Origin of the sequence: Cellulomonas triticagri (assembly GCF_003696205.1) — a bacterium.
GTDB lineage: Bacteria > Actinomycetota > Actinomycetes > Actinomycetales > Cellulomonadaceae > Cellulomonas > Cellulomonas triticagri.
In genome coordinates this window covers 1-21823 of sequence record NZ_RFFI01000041.1, presented here as the reverse complement: position 1 = coordinate 21823, position 21823 = coordinate 1, and the positions used below count along the sequence as shown (strand labels likewise).

The following is a 21823-nucleotide window of genomic DNA, read 5'->3' as shown; positions in this document are numbered from 1 at the left end:
CCCCGGCGGTCAGACCTTCGCGTAGCTGCGGGGCGACGGCTGCGCCGAGTCGCGGGCCCGGGAACACGGGCGGGGTTGCACGAACGGTCCCACCGGTCAGCTACGGAGCGCTTCGCTCGGTTGAATCCGCCGAGAGCGGACGGACGCCGCGACGCCACCAAGGACCCCGACGGCGACTCCTCCCGCGACAGCGAGCGGGATGTGGACGAGATCGAGGACGGGTGTCCACCGCCGAGCGATCGTGATGAGGAGCAGGGCGAGCACCCCTGTCACCGCGCCCGCCGCGCCACCAATCGCTCCGACGAGCGACGCCTCGCACATGACGAGAGCACCGATGTGGCGAGCCTGAGCGCCGATGGCACGCCGCATGCCGAACTCCTGGGAGCGTTCGAGCACAGACATCGTCATGGCGCTGGTCAGCGAGACGACGGAGGCGAGGACGGCGACCGCGGTCAGGACGAGGAGGATGGTGCGGACATCGCCTTCGATCTGTCCTCGCAGGGTCGCGGGGTCGGGCGGGACGCTGACGGTGAAACTCTCCGGAGACTGAGGCCGAAGGACGAGCGGAGCCTGGCGGGCGACCTGTCCCGCGGCGCCGGCCGCGGTGCGGAGGTAGATCTCGTCCACGCTCGCCGTTCGCATGGTCGCCGCGACGTCCACGGTGGTGATGACCGCTTGAGTGACGTTCGTCACCCGGATGCCGCTGCTGACGATCCCGCGGACGGCGAACGGGCGTCCGTCGAGCAGCACCTGGGGGCGCGCACTGAGCGGGCCGAGGTCGAGCTGCGCGTTCAGCACACCGCCGATCAGGATCTCGTCCTCGGCGAGCGCGGTGGGCGCATCGCCAGCCCAGCGCACGTCGAGCTGAGCGGCGGGCACAATGTCTTCTGTCGCTCCCATTAGAAATGCATCGGCCGGAGGTGAACCCGCTCCGGGCAAGGCGACGGAGACCGAGTCGTTGCGCGTGAGTAGTGCGCCGAAGTCCACCCCGGGCAACGCCTCCAGCGTCGCGACCGACTCCCGCGACACGCCTGGCGTCGTTCCGTCGACGACCACGAGGGCGCCGGATTCGGGGTTCGGCACCTCGCGGGAGAGGGCGACCGCCCGGTTAAGCTGGGCGTCGAATCGTTCGGACACCTGGGCCTGTGCGGACGCGGACACCCCGATCGTCGTCAACGCCAGCGCGACTCCCACTGCGACGCCGGCGGCGAGCGATCCGGCGCGTCCGCGTCGCGACAGGACCGACGCCGCCGCGTCGCGAGCAATGGTCAGCGATGAGACCCGCGCGGGCCGCGTGGCCGTGGGAGCGACCGGCGCCGACGCGAAGTCCTCCCCATCGAACGCCGTCCGGGGCACCGCGGGGGGACCGACTGCGATGCGGCCGTCACGCACCAGCAGTCGTCGTGGCGCCCCGTTCGCAATCTCGGCCGAGTGAGTGACAAGGACGACCGTTGTGCCGGCCGCGTGCAGCTCGTGCAGGAGCTCGAGGATGGTCCGGCTAGTCGCGGAGTCCAAGTTCCCGGTCGGCTCGTCGGCAACGATGACGCCCGATCCGACGCAGAGAGCGCGCGCGATGGCGACCCGCTGGCGCTGCCCGCCTGACAGTTCGTTCGCACGGCGGTGCGCCGTGCCGGGGAGGCCTACGCGCTCGAGTGCAGCGAGAGCACGATGCCTCCGCACGTCCGCAGGCACTCCCGCGTAGAGCATGCCGAGTTCGACGTTGTCGACGACAGTGCGGCGGTCCATCAGGTGGAACCCCTGGAAGACGAACCCGAAGACCTGGCCGCGCACCCTGGCGCGTTCGCGTTCGTCCAAGGCCGCGACGTCGCGGTCGTCGATCAAGTACTGCCCGGCCGTCGGGGCGTCGAGGAGTGCCAGCACGTTCAGCAAGGTCGACTTCCCGCTCGCTGACGCGCCCTCGATCACGACGAACTCGCCCGAGCTGATGACCAGGTCGACACCACGCAGCGCGTGCACGGGCTGCGTGCCGGGGTAGGTCTTGTGAACACCGACCAGCCGGAACGTCGTCACTCCACTTTCACCTCGTCGCCCTCCGCCAGCCCGCCAGCCCTGACCGGCTCGACGGCACTCGTGCCACCCAGTCGGCCCAACTCGCGCACCTCGATCTCGTCGAAGAATCCGTCCGAATCACGACGCTGGACAACCGAGGAACCGTCCGAGCGCGCGATGACGGCGCGTGAGGGGACCCGGAGTGCCTGGTCGGCGACAGCCGTCACGGTGATGACGGTCAGGACGTTCGTGTTCAGCCACGTCGCGTCGATCGCGCCGGTGACGAGCGGGACCGCCACCTCGGTCGCGGGCTCGCCCCCGACCGTGACGGGGGTGGGAATCGGCCCCAGCATCCCGTCCACCGTGGTCCCGTCCGCGCCGGTCAGGACCACCGGCATCCCCTCGGCGAGCACGGGCAGGACCGTCACCGCGACCTTGGCGTGTGCGACGAGCGGCCCCTGACCGAAGGTGAGGGTGGAGCTCTCAGCGGTCAGAACGGTCCCCACCGCAGGGGAGTCTCCGGCGACGACCGGCAGAGACCGCAGCACGATGAGCTCGCTGCGAGGGACCACGACGATGCGCCGGTCCGCCGCCACCGACTCGGAGACCGCGTCGAGCGCCGGTTCGACAGGCCCACCCGCCGTGAACTCGCCCGTGCCCGGGTCGAACGTCGCCGCGAGCCCGGCGCTCTGCGGATCTGACGACTCTGCATCCGGAAGTGCGGGCGCCTCCCGCACGGCGACATCGTGACCGATCGCCCGGTACAGCTGGCGCACGGCCTGTGCAGTCTGGGGTCCGAATTGACCGATGCCACCCGTTCGGTACCCGCAGCTGACCAGGAACCGCTGCAGCTGCTCGACGTCAGGCCCCGTGTCTCCCTCGGCCATGTCCCGGTAGTACGGAAACGCGCCGGTCGTGGCGATGACCGGACGGCCATTGACCTCGAGGGCGACGTCACCCGAGTTCAGCGAAGTGCCAGCAGGGACGCCGCTCACGGTCACGACGTTCTGCTCGGCGCCGGGCAGAACAACCTCGACACTCGACGCCGACTCACGGGCGATCTCCGAACGGGCGGTGACCTGCTCCACGAGTTCACCGACCGTCACCCTCGCCACGATGTCCGACGGCACCGGTGGTGCCGCGCGCGCGGCGACCTGCGCCGGGGACTGCAAGCTCTCTGCGGCGAACCACCCGCCGAAGAGGCCTACGACGAGCACACCGATCACCACGGCCGGCATGGCGACACGTCGAGGCCGCATCAACCCGGCCCGGCCCCGCGAAGGATCCCGTCAGCCATCTCCTCGTAAGCCGCCTTCTCATCGAGCAGGCTCGTCAGGGCGGGCTCGTTCTCGCGGACGATGGAGACCTGGCGAGCCCATTCGGCCTCGTACAGCGCCTGGGCGTATCCCGAGCTCTCCTGGCACTCGGCGTCGAAGGTCGCGATGCGGATCTCCTCCGCCTTCTGCTCGACCGTCTGCCGGTCGGCCGCCCCGTCGAAGGTCTTGCTGTAGGACTGTCCGGTGTACGCCTCGACCATCGAGGACGTGGGTGTTCCCCCGTCGCCGTTCGGACTGTCCGGCAGGTCGGTGAAACCGAGCGGTCGCATGCACTGCACCCATCGTCCGGCCGCTTCGAGGACGTCAGGGTCCCTCTTGGCCCCCTCCCAGGGGGAGAGAGCCAGACCGGCGACGTGGTTGTTGATCCGCTGCGCGGGGAACGACTCGCGAGCATCCTGCAGACAGTCGGCGTACTGATCGAGCTGCTCCTGCGGCCAGGTCATCGAGTCCGTCTGGGCGGCCCGCAGGGCGTCGTCGTTCGGATCGGGCGCCCCGCTGTAACCCCACGCCGTCGCTACGTCGACGTTGAAGAGGTTCCGGCCGCTCACCGTCACGGTCTCCGACCGCAACGCGACATCGACAGCGGGGCGCTGGTACGAGAACCCGTGCTCCTGCATGCACGGTTCCGTGAAGACGTCGACCAGATGATCGAGCTGGTCGTCCACCATGTAGGCGTCCAACGGCATCACCCACAGCGCGCGGTTCTGCTCGACGAGAATGCTCGGCGTCGAGACCCCGTCAGCACTGCTCACGGAGCACCCTGCCAGGCTGACCACCGCGAGAACGGCGGAGACGCGCCGGGCCCGTCCTATCACGCTCACCACCCACTCCTGCCAGGGCGCCGCAAGGCGCCGAGCGGCCCCCGGCGGCGCGGTGACGAACTACTACCTGCAGTCGGTTCCATACCCCGAGAACTTGGCCGAGCTCAACTTGTCATTGAACCCTCCGGGAGCATGCCCGGAAGAGTCACTGAGGTTGCCGTCCCCCGTACCCTTGGCGAGCGTGAAAGACGCGCCCTTGTACAGGTTGTCCACGTAGAACGTGGCGGAAGACTGCGTCCCGCGGTTCGAGACCGAAGACGCGCTGTCATTCGCGTTGCTCATCCCGGTGTAGTTGGACACACGAAAGTCGTGGTGGCAAGCAAAGAACTTCACGAGCGCGGTCCCAGAGCCATTCGTCTGGTAGTTCGCATCCCGCCAGGTACACGCATACGTTGAGGGGCAGTCGCTCGCTGCTGCTGACGCCGTCCCTGCAAAGCCGACCGTCGCCATCAGCGCGACGAACGCTGCCGCGACCACCCGGGTCGACTTTGACAAACACCTAAGCACAGCATTCATTAATTCTTCTCCGCTCTCGCATTGGGAGTGATTTCCTGAACGAGGACGCTAGCAGGCGGCGAACCTCGTGCGCAACCAAAGGCCCCATCTTCGATGCGGCACATACAGACCTGCCGCACGAACAGGTGACACTTCCTCGTCACACCGCCGATACGCAGCCGTCGAATCTCACCAGCCAGGAACTGCGCACATTCCGGGACGTTAGTCCTTGAGTGCTCCGCGTTTCGGGAAGATGCCTGTGTCCATCGGGATCGGGGCGCTCCCCGGGCGACTCGGGTTACGCGGCCCGGGTACCCGCTCGGACGAGCCACCACACACCAGTGAGTGCCACCGCGGCCAGCGACTACGTGCTCGACGCGCTCACCCCACACCGACCGAGCTCACGCGCGGGAACCGGGGCCGGGCGCTGGGCTGTGTTGCGCCGAGGTGTCCCGCGCAAGGCGGGTGCGGGGCTCGAGGCAGGTCCGACTCGGGCAGATTCGCGGTGCAGGGTCCGGCGAGCACGATGGCGTCCCCCGCACCTGCAACCCCGATGGGAACATCCGATGTCCGCTCGCCCCGGCAGGATCGCTCTGACCCTGCTCGCCCTCGCCGCCCTGACCGCCGCGGTCCGCAAGGTCCTGCGCTCGCCCTACACCACCGACCTGCGCTGAAACGCACCAGCCCCGACCAACCCGTCGCGGTCGTAGCAGATGCCTGGACGGCGGCACCTCGCGCGCTATGGAGACGTCGCGGGACCAGGCCCGGCGTGTGCGCGCCGGTACTGCTCGACCACGTGGAACCGGGCGCGGCCTCGATCAGCTGCCTCGATACCCCGGGCCTGCGCCCAGCGGCGGACCTCCGTTTCCCGTGGGTGCACGGGCAGACAACGCCTCACCCTGCTCCAGGCCCTCGAGGACCTGGTGTGTGCCGGGTTGCGTGGAGTCGGCTTGCTGGAATCTAGGCCACGGTGATCGGCTGTCTCATCTCGAACTCTACGGGCGTGACCCAACCCAGGGCGGCGGAGTGCCGTCGCTGGCGGTTGTGTGGACGATCTCGAGGTACTCGAAGATCGCGTTCACCAGCTCCAGGCGGGTGCGCCAGCGTTGCCGGTCCAGGAGCTCGACCTGCATGCGAGACCAGAACGACTCGATGACCGCGATGTCGTAGCAGTCGCCGATCGACCCCATCGAGGGCACCAGGCCAGAGTCCTTCGCCCGGCAGGTGAACGCCCACGACCCGAACTGCACCCCGTGATCGGAGTGAATGATCGTGCCAGGTGGCGGGCGTCGGGAGTCGATCGCCATGCCCAGGGCGTTGGTGACCAGCGCCGCAGTCGGGGAGGAGTCGATGGACCAGCCCACGACCCGCCGCGAGCACACGTCCAGCACGACCGCGCAGTAGACCTTGCCCTCGCGGGTGTGGTGCTCGGTGATGTCGGGGGTCTGCTGCACGAGTAGGTGACACCCAGGTGTGGTGCCGGGAGACGCCGCTGGAAGGATGTGCACCGTGCCCAGGCCCTATCCCCAGGAGTTCCGCGACGACGTCGTGGCCCTGGCTCGCCGCGGGGATGCTCCGATCGAGCAAGTCACGGCCGACTTCGGCATCGCCGAGTCGTGCCTGCGGAACTGGCTGCGTGATGCCGATGTCGCGGACGGCAACCGCCCCGGGGTGACCCGGACCGAGTCGGCCGAGCTGCGCGAGGCGAACCGGCGGATCCGTCTTCTCGAGCAGGAGAACGAGGTCCTGCGCCGCGCGGCCGCGTTCCTGTCCCAGGCACATCTGCCGGGAAAAGGCTCTACCCGCTCGTGAGTGAGCTCGCCGCCGACGGGGTGCCCGTCACGGTGGCGTGTCGGGGCCTGAAACTCGCAAGACAACCCTACTACCGGTGGCTCGCCGCGCCCGTCGGCGCACGCGAGGTCGCCCGGGCGCACCTCGCGAACGCGTTGTTCGACGCCCACCGCGACGACCCGGAGTTCGGCCACCGGCTGCTCGCCGACGAGGCCGCCCGCGCCGGACTGGTCGCCTGCGACCGCACGGTCTGGCGGATCTGCCGGGACAACCAGTGGTGGTCGGTGTTCGGCAAGAAGCGCTCGAAGAACGGGAAGAAGGCCGGTCCGCCGGCCCATGAGGACCTTGTGCCGCGCCAGTTCCGGGCGAACGAACCGAACCGGCTGTGGCTGCGGGACATCACCGAGCACCCACGGCCGAGGGCAAGGTCTACCTCTGCGCGATCAAGGACATGTTCTCGGGTCGGATCGTCGGGTACTCGATCGGCGACCGCATGGGGTCCCAGATCGCGGTGGACGCCCTGGCCAGCGCGGTCCGGCGGCGTCGTGACGTCGCGGGCTGCGTGGTCCACAGCGACCGGGGCAGCCAGTTCCGAAGCCGGAAGGTGGCCCGTGTCCTGGCCCGTCACGACCTTCTGGGGTCGATGGGGCAGGTCGCCTCCGCGGGCGACGACGCCGAGATGGAGAGCTTCTTCTCGCTGCTGCAGAAGAACGTTCTGGACCGCCGCCGCTGGGCCACACGCCACGAGCTGCGCCTGGCGATCATCACCTGGATCGAACGGACCTACCACCGACGACGACGCCAGGTCCGCCTCGGACGCCTGACACCCATCGAGTACGAGACGATCAAGACCACTCAGGTCGCACTCGCCGCCTGAGACCACCTGTCACCTACTTGTGCAGCAGACCCGTTTCACTGCGCGACCGAGCGCCCTCCCAGGATGACCGCGGTGATGACCAGACGCGCGCGACTCGACATACTCGAGCATCCCGGCCCGTGTCGCCGATGTCCTGAGACATGCTGTCGCCGATGTGATGAAATCAGACACCGCCACCCCGACCGGTGATGAAGGCCCGGACCTCACGGTCCGGGCCTTCGTGCATCCCGGGGTCGGACGGCCCCGGTGCCCGCCGACCGGAGAGCGCGCGGGCGCGCGGGCGACGACCCGGCGGGCTGTGGGCCGCGGGCGCAGGACCCCGTGGCACGACGACGTCGGGGATCGCGCGAGACGGCCGACAGCGCCGAGCTGGCCGCCGTCGGCGCAGCGGGCTGGCGTTCCCTGGTGCAGCGCCAGGTCGGCGCTCGCGAGTGCGTCAGCGTGCGGCGTCGCACCCCTCGGCGACGACGTCCTCGCGGTCGCGGCGCTCCTGCACCCGCCGGTCGCCCTCTCGCCGCTCGACGCCGCGCCGGTCCTCGGTCGCGCGCGCCCCGAGGTGGCGGCGCAGGTGCTCGGCGGGCGTCGTCGCGGCGGCGCCCTCGGCGATGCTGTCGGTGACCCGACGGGTGGCGACCGCGTCGCTGGCGATGCGGAACCGGTCGCGACCGGCCTGCTTGGCGCGGTACAGCGCGACGTCGGCTCGGGCCAGCGCGCTGCCGGGCGGGGACGCCTCGGTGATCAGCGCGATGCCGGCGGAGAACGTCACGCCGACGCCGGTCTCGTTCCACTCGGTGCGCAGGGCGCGGAGCATGTTCATCGCCTGCACGGTCTCGGTGCGGGGCAGGATCAGCACGAACTCCTCGCCGCCGTACCGGGCGGCGTAGTCCCGCATCCGCAGGTGCTGGGCGAGGGTGTGGCCGAACTTCTCCAGCACGAGGTCGCCCGCGGCGTGGCCCTGGGTGTCGTTGACGCACTTGAAGTGGTCGAGGTCGGCGATGACGACGCAGTCGCCGGGCACGGCCGTGGCGAGCCGCTCCTCGAGGGCGCGGCGGTTGTTCAGCGAGGTGAGCGCGTCGGTGCGGGCGTCGCTGAACAGGCGGCGGCGCAGCGTGCGCTGGTACTGCATGGACATCGAGATGACCTGGGCGATGGCGTACCAGGTGATGCCGTAGATGCCGACGCGGATCCAGGAGCCGACGTCGAACACGGGCACGATCGCCAGGTAGGTCGCCCAGGTGACCGGCAGCAGCGCGAGGGCTGCGCGGCCGTGGTGGAACAGGCCGACGAAGACGAAGCACAGCGGGATCAGGCCGACGAAGGCCGCGGCGATGCCGGTCGTGGTGAGCGCGAGCACGCCGAGCGCGACGATGACGCCGAGCGGGTAGAGCATCGTCCCGCGCGGGCTGCGCCGCCAGGGGTACCAGAGGCTGATCCCCGTCGCGGCGAGCATGGCCGCCGCGGTGCCGCCGAGCATCCACGCCGCGTGGCCGTCCACCCCGAGGCAGATCGCACCGATGACCATGACCAGGCAGCAGAACATCAGCAGGACGCGACCGGCCGCGGACGCGTTGCCGCCCGCACGGGCCCACGCGGGCACGCGCGCGAGCACGCGCACGGCCACGGGGTCCTCCATCGCCCGGTCCCGCGCGCGTGGCTCGTCAGCCCGCACGGCACTCATGGTGATCCCATCGGTCGAACCCCGACCGGACTGCAGACTTCGGGGCCGTTCTCCACGGAACCCCCGCGAACACCTGAGGTTCGCGGGGGTTCCCGGGGGTTCGTGCGCGGTCGTGCGCGGTTCGGCGCGCGACTCAGCGCCAGCGGAACAGGCGCGCGGACAGCGGCACGAGCACCACGGCCCACCCGGCCATCACCAGCAGCTCCTGGACGGGCAGGTCGGCGCCCACCCACCCGTCGAGCATGGCCTGCGACCCGGCACCGAGCGGCGTCCACACGGCGATCTGCTGGACCACGTCCGGCATGACCGGCAGCGGCAGCCACACCCCGGCGAAGAACAGCGACACGAAGTACAGCGTCATCCCGACCCCGGTCGCGGCACCGGCCGACGGCGCCCGCGCGGCGATCAGCGACCCGAGCCCGAACATCGCCGCGGCGGTCAGCACGAACGCCAGCAGCACGACGAGCGGCTGCGCGGGCGCCTGGACCTCGACCACGAGCACGCCGAGCACCAGCGTCAGCAGGGCGGCGCCCAGCAGCGCCCCGAGGTTCACGAGGATCTGCGCGACCAGCAGCCGCGAGGGCGGCAAGGGCGTCGTGGACAGCCGCCGCAGGACGCCCTGCCCCCGGTAGGTGGCGATGGTCGTCGGGTAGAGCGACAGGGCCACGGTCGCGACGGCCAGCGCGAGCACGATCGGGGTGTACCCGGTGATGCCGTTGATGGTGCCGAGCAGCGGGTCGTCCTCCGAGTAGGGCTGCGAGCCCCACGGCATCGCGAGGCCGAGCACGGTGAGCAGCAGCGGCGGGAACAGCAGGGCGAAGAACACGTTCGCGGGGTCCCGCAGCGCGAGCTTCCCCTCGACGACGGTGACGCGGGTGAGCGTCCGGGCGCTGGTGGCAGCCATGTCACACCTCGCTGGGGGTCGTGGCGGGCGCGTCGGCCTCGGGACCGACGCCGGTCAGGCGGACGAACGCGTCCTCGAGCGTGCTGCGGTGCACCCGCAGGTCGTGGGGGCGGACCCCGGCGTCGGCGAGCGCGACCATGACGTCCTGGACGACGTTCCCGGTACCCCGCACCCGGACGTCGGCGCCCGCGTCCTCGACGGCGCTCACGGACCCGAGCACCCGCAGCACGTGCGCGTCGAGCGGGATGGAGGGGCGGAACGTCAGCGTCTGCTCCGCGCCGACCTGGGCCGCGACCTCGGCGGGCGTGCCCTGCGCGACCACCCGACCGGCGTCGACCAGCACGACGCGGTCGCAGAGGTGCTCGGCCTCCTCCATGAAGTGCGTGACGAGCACGATGGTGACGCCGCGCCGCCGGACCGCCTCGACGACGTCCCAGGTGTCCCGGCGCGCCTGCGGGTCGAGACCGGTGGTGAGCTCGTCGAGGATCGCGATCTCGGGGTCGCCGACCAGCGCGAGCGCGATGGAGAGCCGCTGCTTCTGCCCGCCGGACAGCGCCGCGTACCGGGTGCCGGCCTTGTCGAGCAGGCCGAGGTCGCGCAGCAGGTCGTCGGGGTCGAGCGGGTGGTCGTAGAAGCACGCGTACTCCTCGACGGCCTCGCGCACGGTGATCCGGGCGGGCAGCGCGCTCTCCTGGAGCTGGAGCCCGACGCGCTCGCGCAGCGCGGCGCCGTCGCGCTCGGGGTCCAGGCCGAGCACCGAGACGGTGCCGCCGTCGCGCTCGCGCAGCCCGGCGATCATCTCGACGGTCGTGGTCTTCCCCGCGCCGTTGCGGCCGAGGACGCCGACGATCTCGCCGCGGCCGACGGTCAGGCTGACGTCGGCGACGGCGACCGTGCGACCGTACGTCTTGCGGAGGTGGTCCACGCGGATCACCGGGTCGTGCGTCGTGGGTGCGGGCATGACGGTCTCGCCTCCTCGCTGTCGGAGCGGGTGGTGCGGGTTCGTGCAGGTGCGGGTGCGGGTGCGGCCCGCGGCGGTCAGCCGCGGCGGGGCGCGATGGCCCGCCGGGTGGCGAGCAGCCAGAACGCGGCGCCCAGCGCCACGGCGAGCACGAGAGTCACGGCCGCGAGCAGGACGGCCGGCGGGACGTCGGGGAACGGCAGCCAGCCGGTCCGGGAGTCGATGATGGCCGTGACGAGGATGATCGGACCGACGGTCAGCGGCAGGGTGAGCGTGCCCCACCAGCCCCCGGCCCCGGCGTAGACGGTGCCGACGAGCAGGCCGCTGAGGTACGCGACCAGGAACGTCGCGACGTAGGCCACGAGCAGGTCGCCGAACCCGGTGCCGGGCTCGAACCAGCCCTGCTCCTCGGTGCCCCAGCCCCAGCCCACGGCCTCGTACCAGATCCGCTCGACCTGCATCGCCAGGGACATCAGCAGCGCGAACGCCAGGGCGACGCCGGTCGTGGCGGCCAGCGCGCCGGCGGCGTACGAGCGGCGGGTCATGCCGTTCGCGACGTGCACCTGCGGGTAGGCGAGCGCCATGCCGATCAGCACGGAGAACGGGAACCAGACCGCGCTCTGCCGGGCGAACCAGAGGATCGACAGCGACGGGTCGACGCCGAACGCACGCATGCCGAGCGGTGCCGCGACGACGACGAGGACGACGAACGCCCAGTACCAGACGGCGATCTGCGCGAACCAGGTGACGAGCGTGCGCGCGGTGCGCAGCGTCGGGGAGGTGCGGCGCGGCACGGGGCCGGACCACAGGTCGCCGCCCCGGGCGGTGGTGGCGGTCATCGGACCCTCCCCATCTCGGCGGCCGCCTCGGTGGCGCCGTCGGCGGTCAGGTGCACGAACAGGTCCTGCAGCGGCACGGGACCGAGCTCCAGCCCGGCGGCACGGGCACCGGCGGCCTCGCCGTCGTCCAGCGTCGCGAGCACCGTGGCCTGCGCGGTGCCGCCGAGCTGCTGGCGCCCGAGCACGGTGCGCCCGACCACGAACCGGTCGACCTCCCGGACCGGACCGGTGACGGCGACGCCCCGGGTGCGCAGCGCGTCGGCGTCCTGAGCGAGCAGCACGCGGCTGCGGTCCAGGACCACGACGTGCTCCAGCAGCCGCTCGACCTCGCCGATCAGGTGGCTGGACAGCACGATCGTGCGGGGGTGCGCGATGTAGTCCTCCAGCAGCGCGTCGTAGAACGCGTACCGGGACGGCGCGTCGAGGCCGAGGTGCACCTCGTCCAGGATGGTGAGCTCGGCGCGGGACGCGAGGCCGAGGACGATGCCGAACGCGGACTTCTGCCCGCGGGACAGCTTCGGCGGCTTCATCGACGGGTCGAGGTCGAACACGTCCATGAGCCGCTCCGCGACCTCGCGGGAGAACTGCGGCCGCGACTGCTCGGTGAACCGGAGGTTGGTGCGCAGCGTGTCGGTGTCGACGACGTCGCCGGACTCGCGGACCAGCGCGACGCGGGACAGCAGCTCGGCGTTCTCCCAGGGCTGCTGGCCGCCGACCAGCACGCTGCCGGACGTCGAGCGGCGGTAGGCGGCGACGACGGAGGCCAGCGTGGTCTTGCCGGAGCCGTTGCGGCCGAGCAGCCCGGTGATGGACCCGGCGGGGATGCTCAGCGACACCGCGTCGAGGGCCGTCTTGCGGCCGTACCGCACGGTGAGGTCGCGGACCTCGACGCCCAGCGGCGTCCCGGGGGCCGGCAGGGCAGCGGTCACGGGGCACCTCCGGCGGCGGCACCCGGCGCCTGGGCGGCGCGGGCGAGCAGGCGGGCGACGACGTCCTCCACCGGGATGCCGAGCGCGCGGGCCTGGTCGGCGACCGGGTCGACGGACTCGGCGAAGAACGACTCCCGACCCTCCGCGCGCAGCCGCTCGGGGGCCCCGGGGGCGACGAACATGCCCACGCCGCGGCGCTTGTACAGGATGCCGTCGTCGACCAGCTGGGCGAACGCCTTCGCCGCGGTGGCGGGATTGATGCGGAAGGTGGTGGCGTACTGCGTCGTGCTCATCACCTGCTCCTCGGGCTGGAGGTCGCCCCGCAGGACGTCCTGGCGGATCTGGTCGGCGATCTGCACGTAGATGGGGTCGCGGCCGTCGAACACGGTGACCATCCTCCCTCTCGCGCCTCGTTCGCTGGTTCGTTACTTCACTAATGAACCACAGAGCCGGGCCGGGCACAACCCCCGGGACGGGACGCGCGCGAGCCCGGGACCGTGGCGGTCCCGGGCTCGCGGGTGGTGCGGGGTGCGCGGCGGCGCGCCGCCGTCGGGGTCAGGCCGTGACGCCCAGGCGGGCCGCCAGCAGCTCGGCGACCTGCACGGCGTTGAGCGCCGCCCCCTTGCGCAGGTTGTCGTTCGAGATGAACAGGGCCAGCCCCTTCCCGTCGGGCGCCCCCTCGTCCTGCCGGATGCGCCCGACCAGCGACGGGTCCACGCCCGCGGCGGCCTGCGGCGTCGGGACGTCCGCGAGCTGCACGCCGGGCGCGCCCGCGAGGACCTCGGACGCGCGCGCCGGGGTGATCGGCCGGTCGAACTCGGCGTTCACGGACAGCGAGTGCCCGGTGTACACCGGCACGCGCACGCAGGTGCCGGAGACGAGCAGGTCCGGCAGCCCGAGGATCTTGCGGGACTCGTGCCGGAGCTTCTGCTCCTCGTCGGTCTCGAGCAGGCCGTCGTCCACGACCGAGCCCGCGAGCGGGATGACGTTGAACGCGATCGGCGCGACGTACTTCACCGGCGCGGGGAACGTCACGGCGGACCCGTCGTGCACCAGCGCCAGCGTGTCCTGCTGGACCGCTGCGCGGACCTGGTCGTCGAGCTCGCGCGCCCCGGCGAGCCCGCTGCCGGACACCGCCTGGTACGTCGAGATCACGAGGCGGCGCAGCCCGGCCTCCTCGTGCAGCACCCGCAGCACGGGCATGGCGGCCATCGTCGTGCAGTTCGGGTTCGCGACGATGCCCTTGCGGATCTCGTCCAGCGCACCGGGGTTCACCTCGGAGACCACCAGGGGCACGTCCGGGTCCCGGCGCCAGGCCGAGGAGTTGTCCACCACGGTGGCGCCCGCGGCGGCGAACCGCGGCGCCTGGGCCAGGGACGTCGCGCCGCCGGCGGAGAACAGCGCGATGTCGAGCCCGGTGGGGTCGGCGGTCTCGGCGTCCTCGACCACGACGTCGGTGCCGCGCCACGGCAGCGTCGTCCCGGCGGAGCGCGCCGACGCGAAGTAGCGCATCTCCGCCACCGGGAAGTCACGCTCCTCCAGCAGCCGGCGCATGACGGCGCCGACCTGCCCGGTCGCCCCGACGACGCCGACCCGCAGGCCCGCGCGCACGTCCTCGCTCATCGTCCCGTCCCTCCGTACACCACGGCCTGCTCGTCGGCACTGTCCAGGTCGAACGCGGTGTGCACGGCGCGCACCGCCTCGTCGAGCTGGTCGGCGCGGGTGACCACCGAGATGCGGATCTCGGAGGTGGAGATCATCTCGATGTTGATCCCGGCGTCGGACAGCGCCGCGAACAGCTTCGCGGAGACGCCCGGGTGCGACTTCATGCCCGCGCCGATCAGCGAGAGCTTGCCGATGGTGTCGTCGTACTGCAGCGACGTGAAGCCGATGTCCGGCTGGTGCTGCGTGAGCGCGGCCGTGGCCGCGGCGCCGTCGGAGGCGGGCAGCGTGAACGAGATGTCCGTGCGGCCGGTCGACGCGACCGAGACGTTCTGGACGATCATGTCGAGGTTCACGCCCGAGCCCGCGACGACCTCGAAGATCCGCGCGGCCTTGCCGGGCACGTCCGGCACGTCGACGATCGTGATCTTGGCCTCGCTGCGGTCGTGCGCGACGCCGGCGATGATCGGCTGCTCCATCGGTGCTGCTCCTTCTGCTGCTGCGCTGTCGGCGCTGCCGGCGGTCGTGCCGGCGGGCGCGGGCTCGTCGGTCACCAGGGTGCCGGTGCGGGTCGAGAACGACGAGCGCACGTGCACGGGCACCTGGTAGCGGCGCGCGTACTCGACGCAGCGCAGCATCAGCACCTTCGCGCCGCTGGCCGCCATCTCGAGCATCTCGTCGTAGCTGATCCGGTCGATCTTGCGGGCCGACGGCACGATGCGGGGGTCCGCCGTGAACACGCCGTCGACGTCGGTGTAGATCTCGCAGACGTCGGCGCCGAGGCCCGCCGCGAGGGCGACGGCGGTGGTGTCGGAGCCGCCGCGCCCGAGCGTGGTGACGTCGTTGGTGCGCTGCGTGACGCCCTGGAACCCGGCGACGATCGCCACCGCGCCGGAGTCGACGGCGGCCTGGATGCGGCTCGGCGTCACGTCGATGATGCGCGCCTTGCCGTGCACGTCGTCGGTGATCACTCCGGCCTGCTGGCCGGTGAACGACTGCGCCTCGACGCCCAGGTTGCTGATCGCCATGGCGAGCAGGGACATCGAGATGCGCTCGCCCGCGGTCAGCAGGATGTCCATCTCCCGCTGCGGCGGCAGGGGCGTGACCTGCTGCGCGAGGTCGATGAGCTCGTCGGTGGTGTCGCCCATCGCGGAGACCACCACGACGACGTCGTCGCCCGCGCGCTTGGCCTCCGCGATCCGCTTCGCGACGCGCTTGATGCTGTCGGCGTCAGCGACCGAGGAACCGCCGTACTTCTGCACGATGAGGGCCACGAGAGGGACTTTCCAGGCGCGGGGCGCGGTCGCTGTCGACGACCGACGGGGTCGGGACGGAGTCTAGGAGGCCGCGGCGTCGGCCACCCCTCCCCGCCCGCATCGCGGGACCGCACCGCCCGCGCGCGACGGGGGCTCAGAGCAGGTCGGCACCGAGCCGGACGATCAGCACCGCCACGACCACCAGGAACACCACCCGCACGAACCCGCTGCCCCGCGCGATGGCGGTCCGTGCGCCGAGGTACGCGCCGAGCACGTTGGCCGCGCCGACCAGCAGGCCGAGCCGCCACAGCGGCGCCCCCTGGACGGCGAAGACGAGCAGGGCGCCGAGGTTGGTCGCGGTGTTGACGATCTTGGCCTGCGCGGACGCCTCCAGGAACGCGTAGCCGAGGACCCCGACCAGCGCGATCACCAGGAACGACCCGGTGCCCGGGCCGAGCAGCCCGTCGTAGAACCCGATCGCCAGGCCGAGCCCGAGCGCGACAAGCAGGTGCGTGCGGCCCTGCCAGCGCAGGGCGGTCGCGCGGCCGACCTGCGGGCGGGCCACGGTGTAGACGGCCACGGCGACCAGCGCGACCAGGATGATCGGCACGAAGACGTCCTCGGGCAGCAGCGAGGCCAGCGCCGCGCCACCCCCGGCGCCCGCGAGCGCCGCGCCCGCCATCGGGCCCGCGGTCCGCAGGTCGGGCTGCACCCGCCGGTAGTACGTCGCGGCGCTCACCGACGTGCCGAGGATGCCCGCGAGCTTGTTCGTGGCGAGCGCCTGCACCGGGCTGATCCCCGGCACCAGCAGCAGCGCGGGCAGCTGGACCAGGCCCCCGCCGCCGACGACGGCGTCCACCCAGCCGGCGGCGAACCCCGCGAGGACCAGCAGCAGGACGGTGGCGAGGGAGAGCTCGAGGCCCGAGACCGTCACGAGGCGCGGTGCGCGGCGACGATCGCGGCGCCCGCGTGCCAGAGCGTCCCGGCCACGGCGCGGGCACGCTCCTCGCCACCGACGTACCCGGCGACCATCGCCCCGTCGCGGAGCATCACGAGGTCCTCGGCGACGGCCTGCGGGTCGGGCACGTCGAGGTCGGCCAGCAGCGCGGTCGCGGACTCGACCAGCCACCGGCGGTGCGCCGCCACGACGACCCGCACCGGGTGCGCGGGGTCGGCGTACTCGGCGGCGGCGTTGATGAAGGGGCACCCGCGGAAGCCCGCGGTGCACGACTGGCTGCCCAGGAGGTCGGCGTACCCGCGCAGCACCGCGCCCGCGTCGTCGGGGTGCGCCGCGCGCACGACGTCGAGCGCGGAGCGCTCGGACGCCGCGACCGCCTCCAGGTAGGCGACCACGAGGGCGTCCTTGGTCGGGAAGTGCCGGTAGAACGTGACCTTGCTGACCCCGGCGGCGGCGATGACGCGGTCGGCGCTGACCGCGCGGATGCCGTCCGCGTAGAACAGGCGGGACGCGGCGTCGAGGATGCGGGCCGCGGGGCCGGCCGCGGCGGGGAGCGGCAGGGCGGGGGCGGTGGGCAGCACGGCGGACCTCCTCGGGGTCGAGCGGGCGAGCGTGGTCCCCCGGGTGCCCAGTCTGGCACGGGGGTCGCGCGGTGCTCTAATGTAGACGTACTAGTTCGTCTACCTGAGGAGCGCGCATGTCCGCCGTGTACACCGCCACCGCCACGTCGACCGGTGAGGGCCGCCGCGGCGGCCAGGTCACCAGCAGCGACGGCGTCCTCGACTTCACCCTCGCCATCCCGGCCGAGATGGGTGGCGCGGGTGGCGGCACCAACCCCGAGCAGCTGTTCGCCGCCGGGTGGTCCGCCTGCTTCCACTCCGCGCTCAAGTCCGTCGCCGCCGCCGAGAAGACCCCGATCCAGGACAGCGCCGTCGTCGCCGACATCGGCATCGTCCCGATCGAGACCGGGTACACGCTGACCGCGACCCTGCACGTGGAGATCGGCGGGCTCGACCAGGCCGCCGCCGAGGCGCTCGTCGCCAAGGCCCACCAGGTCTGCCCGTACTCGAACGTCACGCGCGGCAACATCGACGTGCAGCTGGACGTCACCGTCGCCTGACCCCGGCGCCCGCCCGCGGCCGGTCCGGCGCGCGGGCGGGTCCGGTCCTACCCTGGGCCCAGGACGGGCACGGTCGGCCGTCCACGGCCCACCCGGGCCGTCCACCCCAGGGGAGCAGGGTGCCGGTGACCACGACGGACGACGACGACACCGTCGCCACGGTGCTGCCGTGGCTGGCCACCGACCGGGACGTGCTGCTGCGCGGCGAGCGGGGCAGCGGCAAGAGCACGACGCTCGAGGCGCTGCGGCGGGACCTGTCCGGCCGCCGGGTGCCCGGGGTGCTGCTGCGCGCCAGCGGGCCCGCCCCGTTCGCCGCGGTGCTCGACCACCCCTCGGCCCCCACCCGCGTCGCCGACGAGTCCGGCCTCGTCGCCTGGCTGTCCGACGAGGTCGCCGAGCGGCGCAGCGTGCTGATGCTCGACGACGTCGACCGGCTCGACCCCGGGAGCCTGCGCGTCGTCCAGCGCGCCCTCGTCCGGACGTCGGTGCGCCTCGTCGGCACGACCACCACCGACCTGCTGCGCGCACCCGCGACCGGCAGCCGCGAGCTGCTCGTCGCCCGCGCCCCCGCCGAGGTGCGGATCCCCCCGCTCGGCCTCGCCGCGCTCGACGCGCTCACCTCCGACGTCCTCGACGGCCCCGCCGACGCCACGCTCACCGGCACCCTGCTCGCCCAGTCCGGGGGCAACCCGGGCGTCGCCGTCGCCCTGCTCGCCGCCGCCCGCGCGCAGGGGGCGATCCGGCGCCGGGACGGGCGGTACGTCGACGACGGCCGCCTGCTCGACGTCCCCGCGGACGCCGTGGCGGCGCTGCTGCTCGGCAACCACGACCCCGCCCTGGTGCGGGCCCTCGAGCGGCTCGCGGTGCTCGGGCCCGTGACCCTCGACGTCGCCACCCACCTCGTCGGCCCGGACGCGCTGGACGACCTCGCCGACGCCGGCCGGCTGGTCGAGCTCGACGTCGCCGGGACCGGCTCCCTGCTCGTCGTCGCCCCGCCCGCGCTCGCCCGCGCGCTGCGCGACCGCGTCGCCCCCGCCCACCGGCGGCGCCTCGTCGCCGCGACCCGCGAGCACGCCGGGGACGCCGTCACCGCGGTCGAGCAGCCGCCGGAGGACCTGGCCGGGCTGCTGTCCCGCGACACCACGGGCGGCACCGAGTTCCTGCGGTGGAGCAGCCAGGTCGCCGGCGTCGTGCACGAGCGAGCCGCCCAGGAGGAGGCGTCCGCCCGCGCCGCCTGGGCTCGCGACCAGCGCCTGGCCACCGCGAACGACTACCTCACGGTGCTCATGCGCCGCCCCGCCCGGGACCGGATCGCCGCGGTGTTCCGCGAGACCCACCGCACCCCCGAGGACACCGAGGCGGACGTCGTCGCCTTCCGGTACCTGCGCCGCCGCTGGGAGTCCTGGCACGACGGGGACGCCCCCGAGCCCGGCAGCCCGAGCGGGACGGACGGCGCCGTCGACGCGGTGTCGCGGCTCGAGGACCTCAAGGAGCAGCTGGTCACCGCGATGCGCGACGGCACACCCCCGGAGGACGTCGCCGGCGCGCCGCCCGCCGACGTCGACGCCCCGGTGTTCCACGGCGGTCCCGAGGTGCTGCGCGCGGCCGCGCTCCTCGAGGCCGGCCGCCCCGACCTCGCCCTCGCCGTGCTGGACCGCGCGGGCGAGGACGACGCGGGGCCGGAGGTCCGGCACTACCGCGTCGCGCTGCGCGTCCAGGCGCTCACCCACCTCGACCGCCTCGACGAGGCCGAGCGCCTCGCCCGGCGCCACCTGGGCGCCGCGTACGACACCCACGACGCGTTCGCCGTCCGGGTGCACGCCACGACGCTGGCGGAGGTGCTCACCTTCGCGGGCGAGGTCGACAGCGGCTGGCAGGTGCTCAGCACCGCGCTCCGCCTCGGCCCCGCCGGACCCATCGAGACCACCTTCTACCGGCGGGGCCTCGCGCTCGGCTCCGTGCTGCAGGTGCGCGCCGGGCACGTCGACCTGGCCCGCGCGGTCCTCGGCGAGCTGGAGCGCGCCCCGCGCGTCTACCGACCGCTCGTGCGCTCGCTGCGGGTGGTCGGCGCCGTCGCGGTCGCCGTCGCCACCGGCGACCGCACCACGGCGGGCGAGATCGCCTGGCGGGCCGGGCTCTCCTACGCCGAGGCGGGCTACCGGCAGCCCGCCCTGATCACCTGGGCCTTCGGCCCACCCGTCCTCACGCCCGAGCGCGCCGCCGCCCTGCGCGCCACCCGCGAGGGCGTCGTCCTGCCGATGCTCGACCCCTACCTCGACCTGCAGCTCGCGCTCGCCGACCGCAACGAGGACGCCGTCGCCGCCACCCTGCCGGGCGTGCTCCCCCAGGTCGCCCGGACCCTCACCACGACCGCCCGCGAGGTCCTCGGGCTCGACACCCCGGCCGCGCCCGTGCGCGCCGCCACGCCGACCGAGGCCCTGTCGGACCGCGAGCGCGAGGTCGCCGCGCTCGCCCGCGAGGGTCACGGCAACCGCGAGATCGCGGACCGGCTGCACCTCAGCGTGCGCACCGTCGAGAACCACATGAGCCGCGCCCTGCGCAAGCTCGGCCTGCAGGGCCGGACGGACCTGCGCCGCTGGAGCGGCACCTGAGCGACGCGCTCAGCGCTGCAGCGCGTCGTACTCCGCCTCGGCCGCCACGTCGTCGTCCACGTCCAGGCGCACGTGCGCCAGCAGCGTCTGCAGGGTCCGCAGCACGCTCGACAGCCGCTCGCCCCACACCGACAGGTACGAGAACTGCCACCACCACAGCGCCTCGAGGACGTGCCCCGACTCGTGGTGCCGCAGCCCCTGCACGAGCGCGCCCGCCACCGACACCAGCTCACCCGACAGCGTCGCGGTCGCGACCTCGCCACCCAGCACCGGGTCCACGACCTCGACGTACTCGTCCACGCCCTCCAGGGCGTTCGCCAGCGCGGCACGCAGCGGCTCGACGTCCGGGTCCGGGCCGACGTCCGGCTCGTAGCGCTCCGACGGCACCACGTCCACGATCGCCCCGAGCCGCGCCCCCACCGCCAGCACGTCCGACACCGCGAGCAGCAGCAGCGGGATCGCCGCGTCCGGGTTCGCGCCCGCACCGACCTCCGTGACCGTCGTCAGGTACGCGCGGGACTCCCGCGCCATCGTGTCCGCCACGGCCCGCAGGTCGGCGGCCTCGGGGTCGAGCGCGACCTCGTCCACCCCGACGGGCTCGGCGGCGTCCACGGGGGTCGGCAGGTCCTGGTTCCCGGTCACGCCGCCATGGTGCCCCTCAAGCGCGCACCCCGCCCGTCCACAGGCACGCGCGGGAGCGCGGGACGGGTGCCACCACCCCGCGTGTCAGGCGCTGATGCGTCGCCTGCCCTCGAACGCCCGACCCAGCGTCACCTCGTCGGCGTACTCCAGGTCGCCGCCCACCGGCAGCCCGGACGCGAGCCGGCTGATCGTCAGGCCCATCGGCACCAGCAGCCGCGCCAGGTACGTCGCCGTGGCCTCGCCCTCGACGTTCGGGTCCGTGGCCAGGATGACCTCCGTGACCGTGCCGTCCGCCAACCGGGTCAGCAGGTCCTTGATCCGCAGGTCGTCCGGCCCGACGCCCGCGATCGGGTTGATCGCCCCGCCGAGCACGTGGTACCTCCCGCGGAACTCCCGCGTGCGCTCGATGGCGACGACGTCCTTCGGCTCCTCGACCACGCACAGCACCGCGGCCGACCGGCGCGGGTCGCGGCAGATCCGGCAGAGGTCCTCCTCCGCGACGTTCCCGCACTGCTCGCAGAACCGCACGCGCGCCTTGACCTCGGTCAGCGCGTCCACCAGACGGCGCACGTCCGTCGGGTCCGCCGCGAGGATGTGGAACGCGATCCGCTGCGCGCTCTTGGGACCGACGCCGGGCAGCCGCCCCAGCTCGTCGATCAGGTCCTGGACCGCGCCCTCGTACACGGCACCAGGGTACGGCCCAGCACCGTCAGGACCCGACGGCGACGCGTCAGTAGCCCTCGTCCACGAGCTCCTCGATCACGGTCGCCCGCAGCACCTGCACCACCAGCGGCACCCCGGACAGGCCGTTCGACCCGATGTCCGGGTCGTCCATCGACGGCTCGTCGTCGGCCCACCGGTTGCGCTCGGGCGCCGCGGCGGCCCGGGCGGCACCCGCCTCGGCCGCCGCGCGCGCGGCGCGCACGCGGTC

20 protein-coding genes and 2 pseudogenes are annotated in these 21823 nt (G+C 73.0%); 3 read left to right on the top strand and 19 right to left on the bottom strand.

Translation table 11 applies throughout. The features are described 5' to 3' along the window. Positions 1–96: 96 nt before the first annotated feature. The 6 genes and pseudogenes from EBM89_RS09100 to EBM89_RS09075 form a co-directional block, all read right to left on the bottom strand. Positions 97–2031, bottom strand: a complete 1935-nt coding sequence (locus EBM89_RS09100; RefSeq protein ID WP_122149124.1) for an ABC transporter ATP-binding protein/permease — start codon at positions 2029–2031, stop codon at positions 97–99. After that, positions 2028–3248 (bottom strand): peptidoglycan-binding domain-containing protein, encoded by a 1221-nt coding sequence (locus EBM89_RS09095; protein WP_158609593.1) that lies wholly within the window; start codon positions 3246–3248, stop codon positions 2028–2030. Before EBM89_RS09095 ends, EBM89_RS09100 begins: the two co-directional genes overlap by 4 nt. 20 nt (positions 3249–3268) lie before the next feature. After that, positions 3269–4099 carry a hypothetical protein gene (locus EBM89_RS09090; protein WP_147463499.1) on the bottom strand — a complete coding sequence of 277 codons (831 nt, stop codon included), beginning with the start codon at positions 4097–4099 and terminating at the stop codon, positions 3269–3271. 132 nt (positions 4100–4231) lie between these two features. Next, entirely contained in the window at positions 4232–4618 is a 387-nt protein-coding gene (locus EBM89_RS22535) for a peptidase inhibitor family I36 protein (protein ID WP_369408638.1), read from the bottom strand. A gap of 784 nt (positions 4619–5402) precedes the next feature. Then, the gene (locus tag EBM89_RS22605; protein WP_439647177.1) at positions 5403–5543 is read right to left on the bottom strand and encodes an Lsr2 family DNA-binding protein; all 141 of its coding nucleotides are present in this window, start codon (positions 5541–5543) and stop codon (positions 5403–5405) included. Positions 5544–5658: 115 nt separating this feature from the next. Further along, positions 5659–6102 (bottom strand): annotated as a pseudogene (locus EBM89_RS09075) (transposase); the annotation flags it as partial. Between the two features lie 70 nt (positions 6103–6172). Between EBM89_RS09075 and EBM89_RS09070 the strand changes: the two are divergent. Beyond that, positions 6173–7331 (top strand): annotated as a pseudogene (locus tag EBM89_RS09070) (IS3 family transposase). Positions 7332–7767: 436 nt separating this feature from the next. Here EBM89_RS09070 and EBM89_RS09065 read toward each other — a convergent pair. The 10 genes from EBM89_RS09065 to EBM89_RS09020 form a co-directional block, all read right to left on the bottom strand. Beyond that, positions 7768–8964: a GGDEF domain-containing protein gene (locus tag EBM89_RS09065; RefSeq protein WP_158609588.1), complete on the bottom strand. Its 1197-nt coding sequence runs from the start codon at positions 8962–8964 to the stop codon at positions 7768–7770. A gap of 178 nt (positions 8965–9142) precedes the next feature. Then, positions 9143–9913 (bottom strand): ABC transporter permease, encoded by a 771-nt coding sequence (locus EBM89_RS09060; RefSeq protein WP_122149117.1) that lies wholly within the window; start codon positions 9911–9913, stop codon positions 9143–9145. A gap of 1 nt (position 9914) precedes the next feature. Beyond that, complete coding sequence (locus EBM89_RS09055) at positions 9915–10874, bottom strand: ABC transporter ATP-binding protein (protein ID WP_122149116.1); 960 nt, start codon at positions 10872–10874, stop codon at positions 9915–9917. 77 nt (positions 10875–10951) lie between these two features. Then, entirely contained in the window at positions 10952–11713 is a 762-nt protein-coding gene (locus EBM89_RS09050; protein WP_122149115.1) for a hypothetical protein, read from the bottom strand. After that, positions 11710–12642 carry an ATP-binding cassette domain-containing protein gene (locus EBM89_RS09045; RefSeq protein WP_233571641.1) on the bottom strand — a complete coding sequence of 311 codons (933 nt, stop codon included), beginning with the start codon at positions 12640–12642 and terminating at the stop codon, positions 11710–11712. The genes EBM89_RS09050 and EBM89_RS09045 overlap by 4 nt, the downstream gene beginning before the upstream one ends. Continuing rightward, positions 12639–13028: a GntR family transcriptional regulator gene (locus EBM89_RS09040; RefSeq protein ID WP_122149136.1), complete on the bottom strand. Its 390-nt coding sequence runs from the start codon at positions 13026–13028 to the stop codon at positions 12639–12641. Before EBM89_RS09040 ends, EBM89_RS09045 begins: the two co-directional genes overlap by 4 nt. A 169-nt stretch (positions 13029–13197) precedes the next feature. Next, complete coding sequence (locus tag EBM89_RS09035) at positions 13198–14265, bottom strand: aspartate-semialdehyde dehydrogenase (protein WP_122149114.1); 1068 nt, start codon at positions 14263–14265, stop codon at positions 13198–13200. Next, entirely contained in the window at positions 14262–15578 is a 1317-nt protein-coding gene (locus EBM89_RS09030) for an aspartate kinase (protein WP_122149113.1), read from the bottom strand. The genes EBM89_RS09035 and EBM89_RS09030 overlap by 4 nt, the downstream gene beginning before the upstream one ends. Positions 15579–15714: 136 nt before the next feature. After that, positions 15715–16494, bottom strand: coding sequence for a TSUP family transporter (locus EBM89_RS09025; protein WP_122149112.1), 780 nt, complete (start codon positions 16492–16494; stop codon positions 15715–15717). After that, complete coding sequence (locus EBM89_RS09020; RefSeq protein ID WP_122149111.1) at positions 16491–17099, bottom strand: TetR/AcrR family transcriptional regulator; 609 nt, start codon at positions 17097–17099, stop codon at positions 16491–16493. The genes EBM89_RS09025 and EBM89_RS09020 overlap by 4 nt, the downstream gene beginning before the upstream one ends. Before the next feature lie 116 nt (positions 17100–17215). Between EBM89_RS09020 and EBM89_RS09015 the strand changes: the two genes are divergently transcribed. Together EBM89_RS09015 and EBM89_RS09010 are read left to right on the top strand one after the other, a co-directional pair. Further along, a complete protein-coding gene (locus tag EBM89_RS09015) occupies positions 17216–17638 on the top strand; it encodes an organic hydroperoxide resistance protein (RefSeq protein ID WP_122149110.1) in 423 nt (140 codons plus the stop codon). A gap of 125 nt (positions 17639–17763) precedes the next feature. Further along, entirely contained in the window at positions 17764–20250 is a 2487-nt protein-coding gene (locus EBM89_RS09010; RefSeq protein WP_147463498.1) for a helix-turn-helix transcriptional regulator, read from the top strand. 9 nt (positions 20251–20259) lie between these two features. Here the strand turns inward: EBM89_RS09010 and EBM89_RS09005 are convergent, their stop codons facing one another. The 3 genes from EBM89_RS09005 to EBM89_RS21180 form a co-directional block, all read right to left on the bottom strand. Beyond that, positions 20260–20838, bottom strand: coding sequence for a DUF5063 domain-containing protein (locus EBM89_RS09005; protein ID WP_439647178.1), 579 nt, complete (start codon positions 20836–20838; stop codon positions 20260–20262). Positions 20839–20976: 138 nt separating this feature from the next. After that, entirely contained in the window at positions 20977–21576 is a 600-nt protein-coding gene (gene recR / locus EBM89_RS09000; RefSeq protein ID WP_122149108.1) for a recombination mediator RecR, read from the bottom strand. 46 nt (positions 21577–21622) lie between these two features. Continuing rightward, positions 21623–21823, bottom strand: a 201-nt coding sequence (locus EBM89_RS21180; RefSeq protein WP_158609586.1) for a hypothetical protein, incomplete at its 5' end; no start/stop codon positions are given.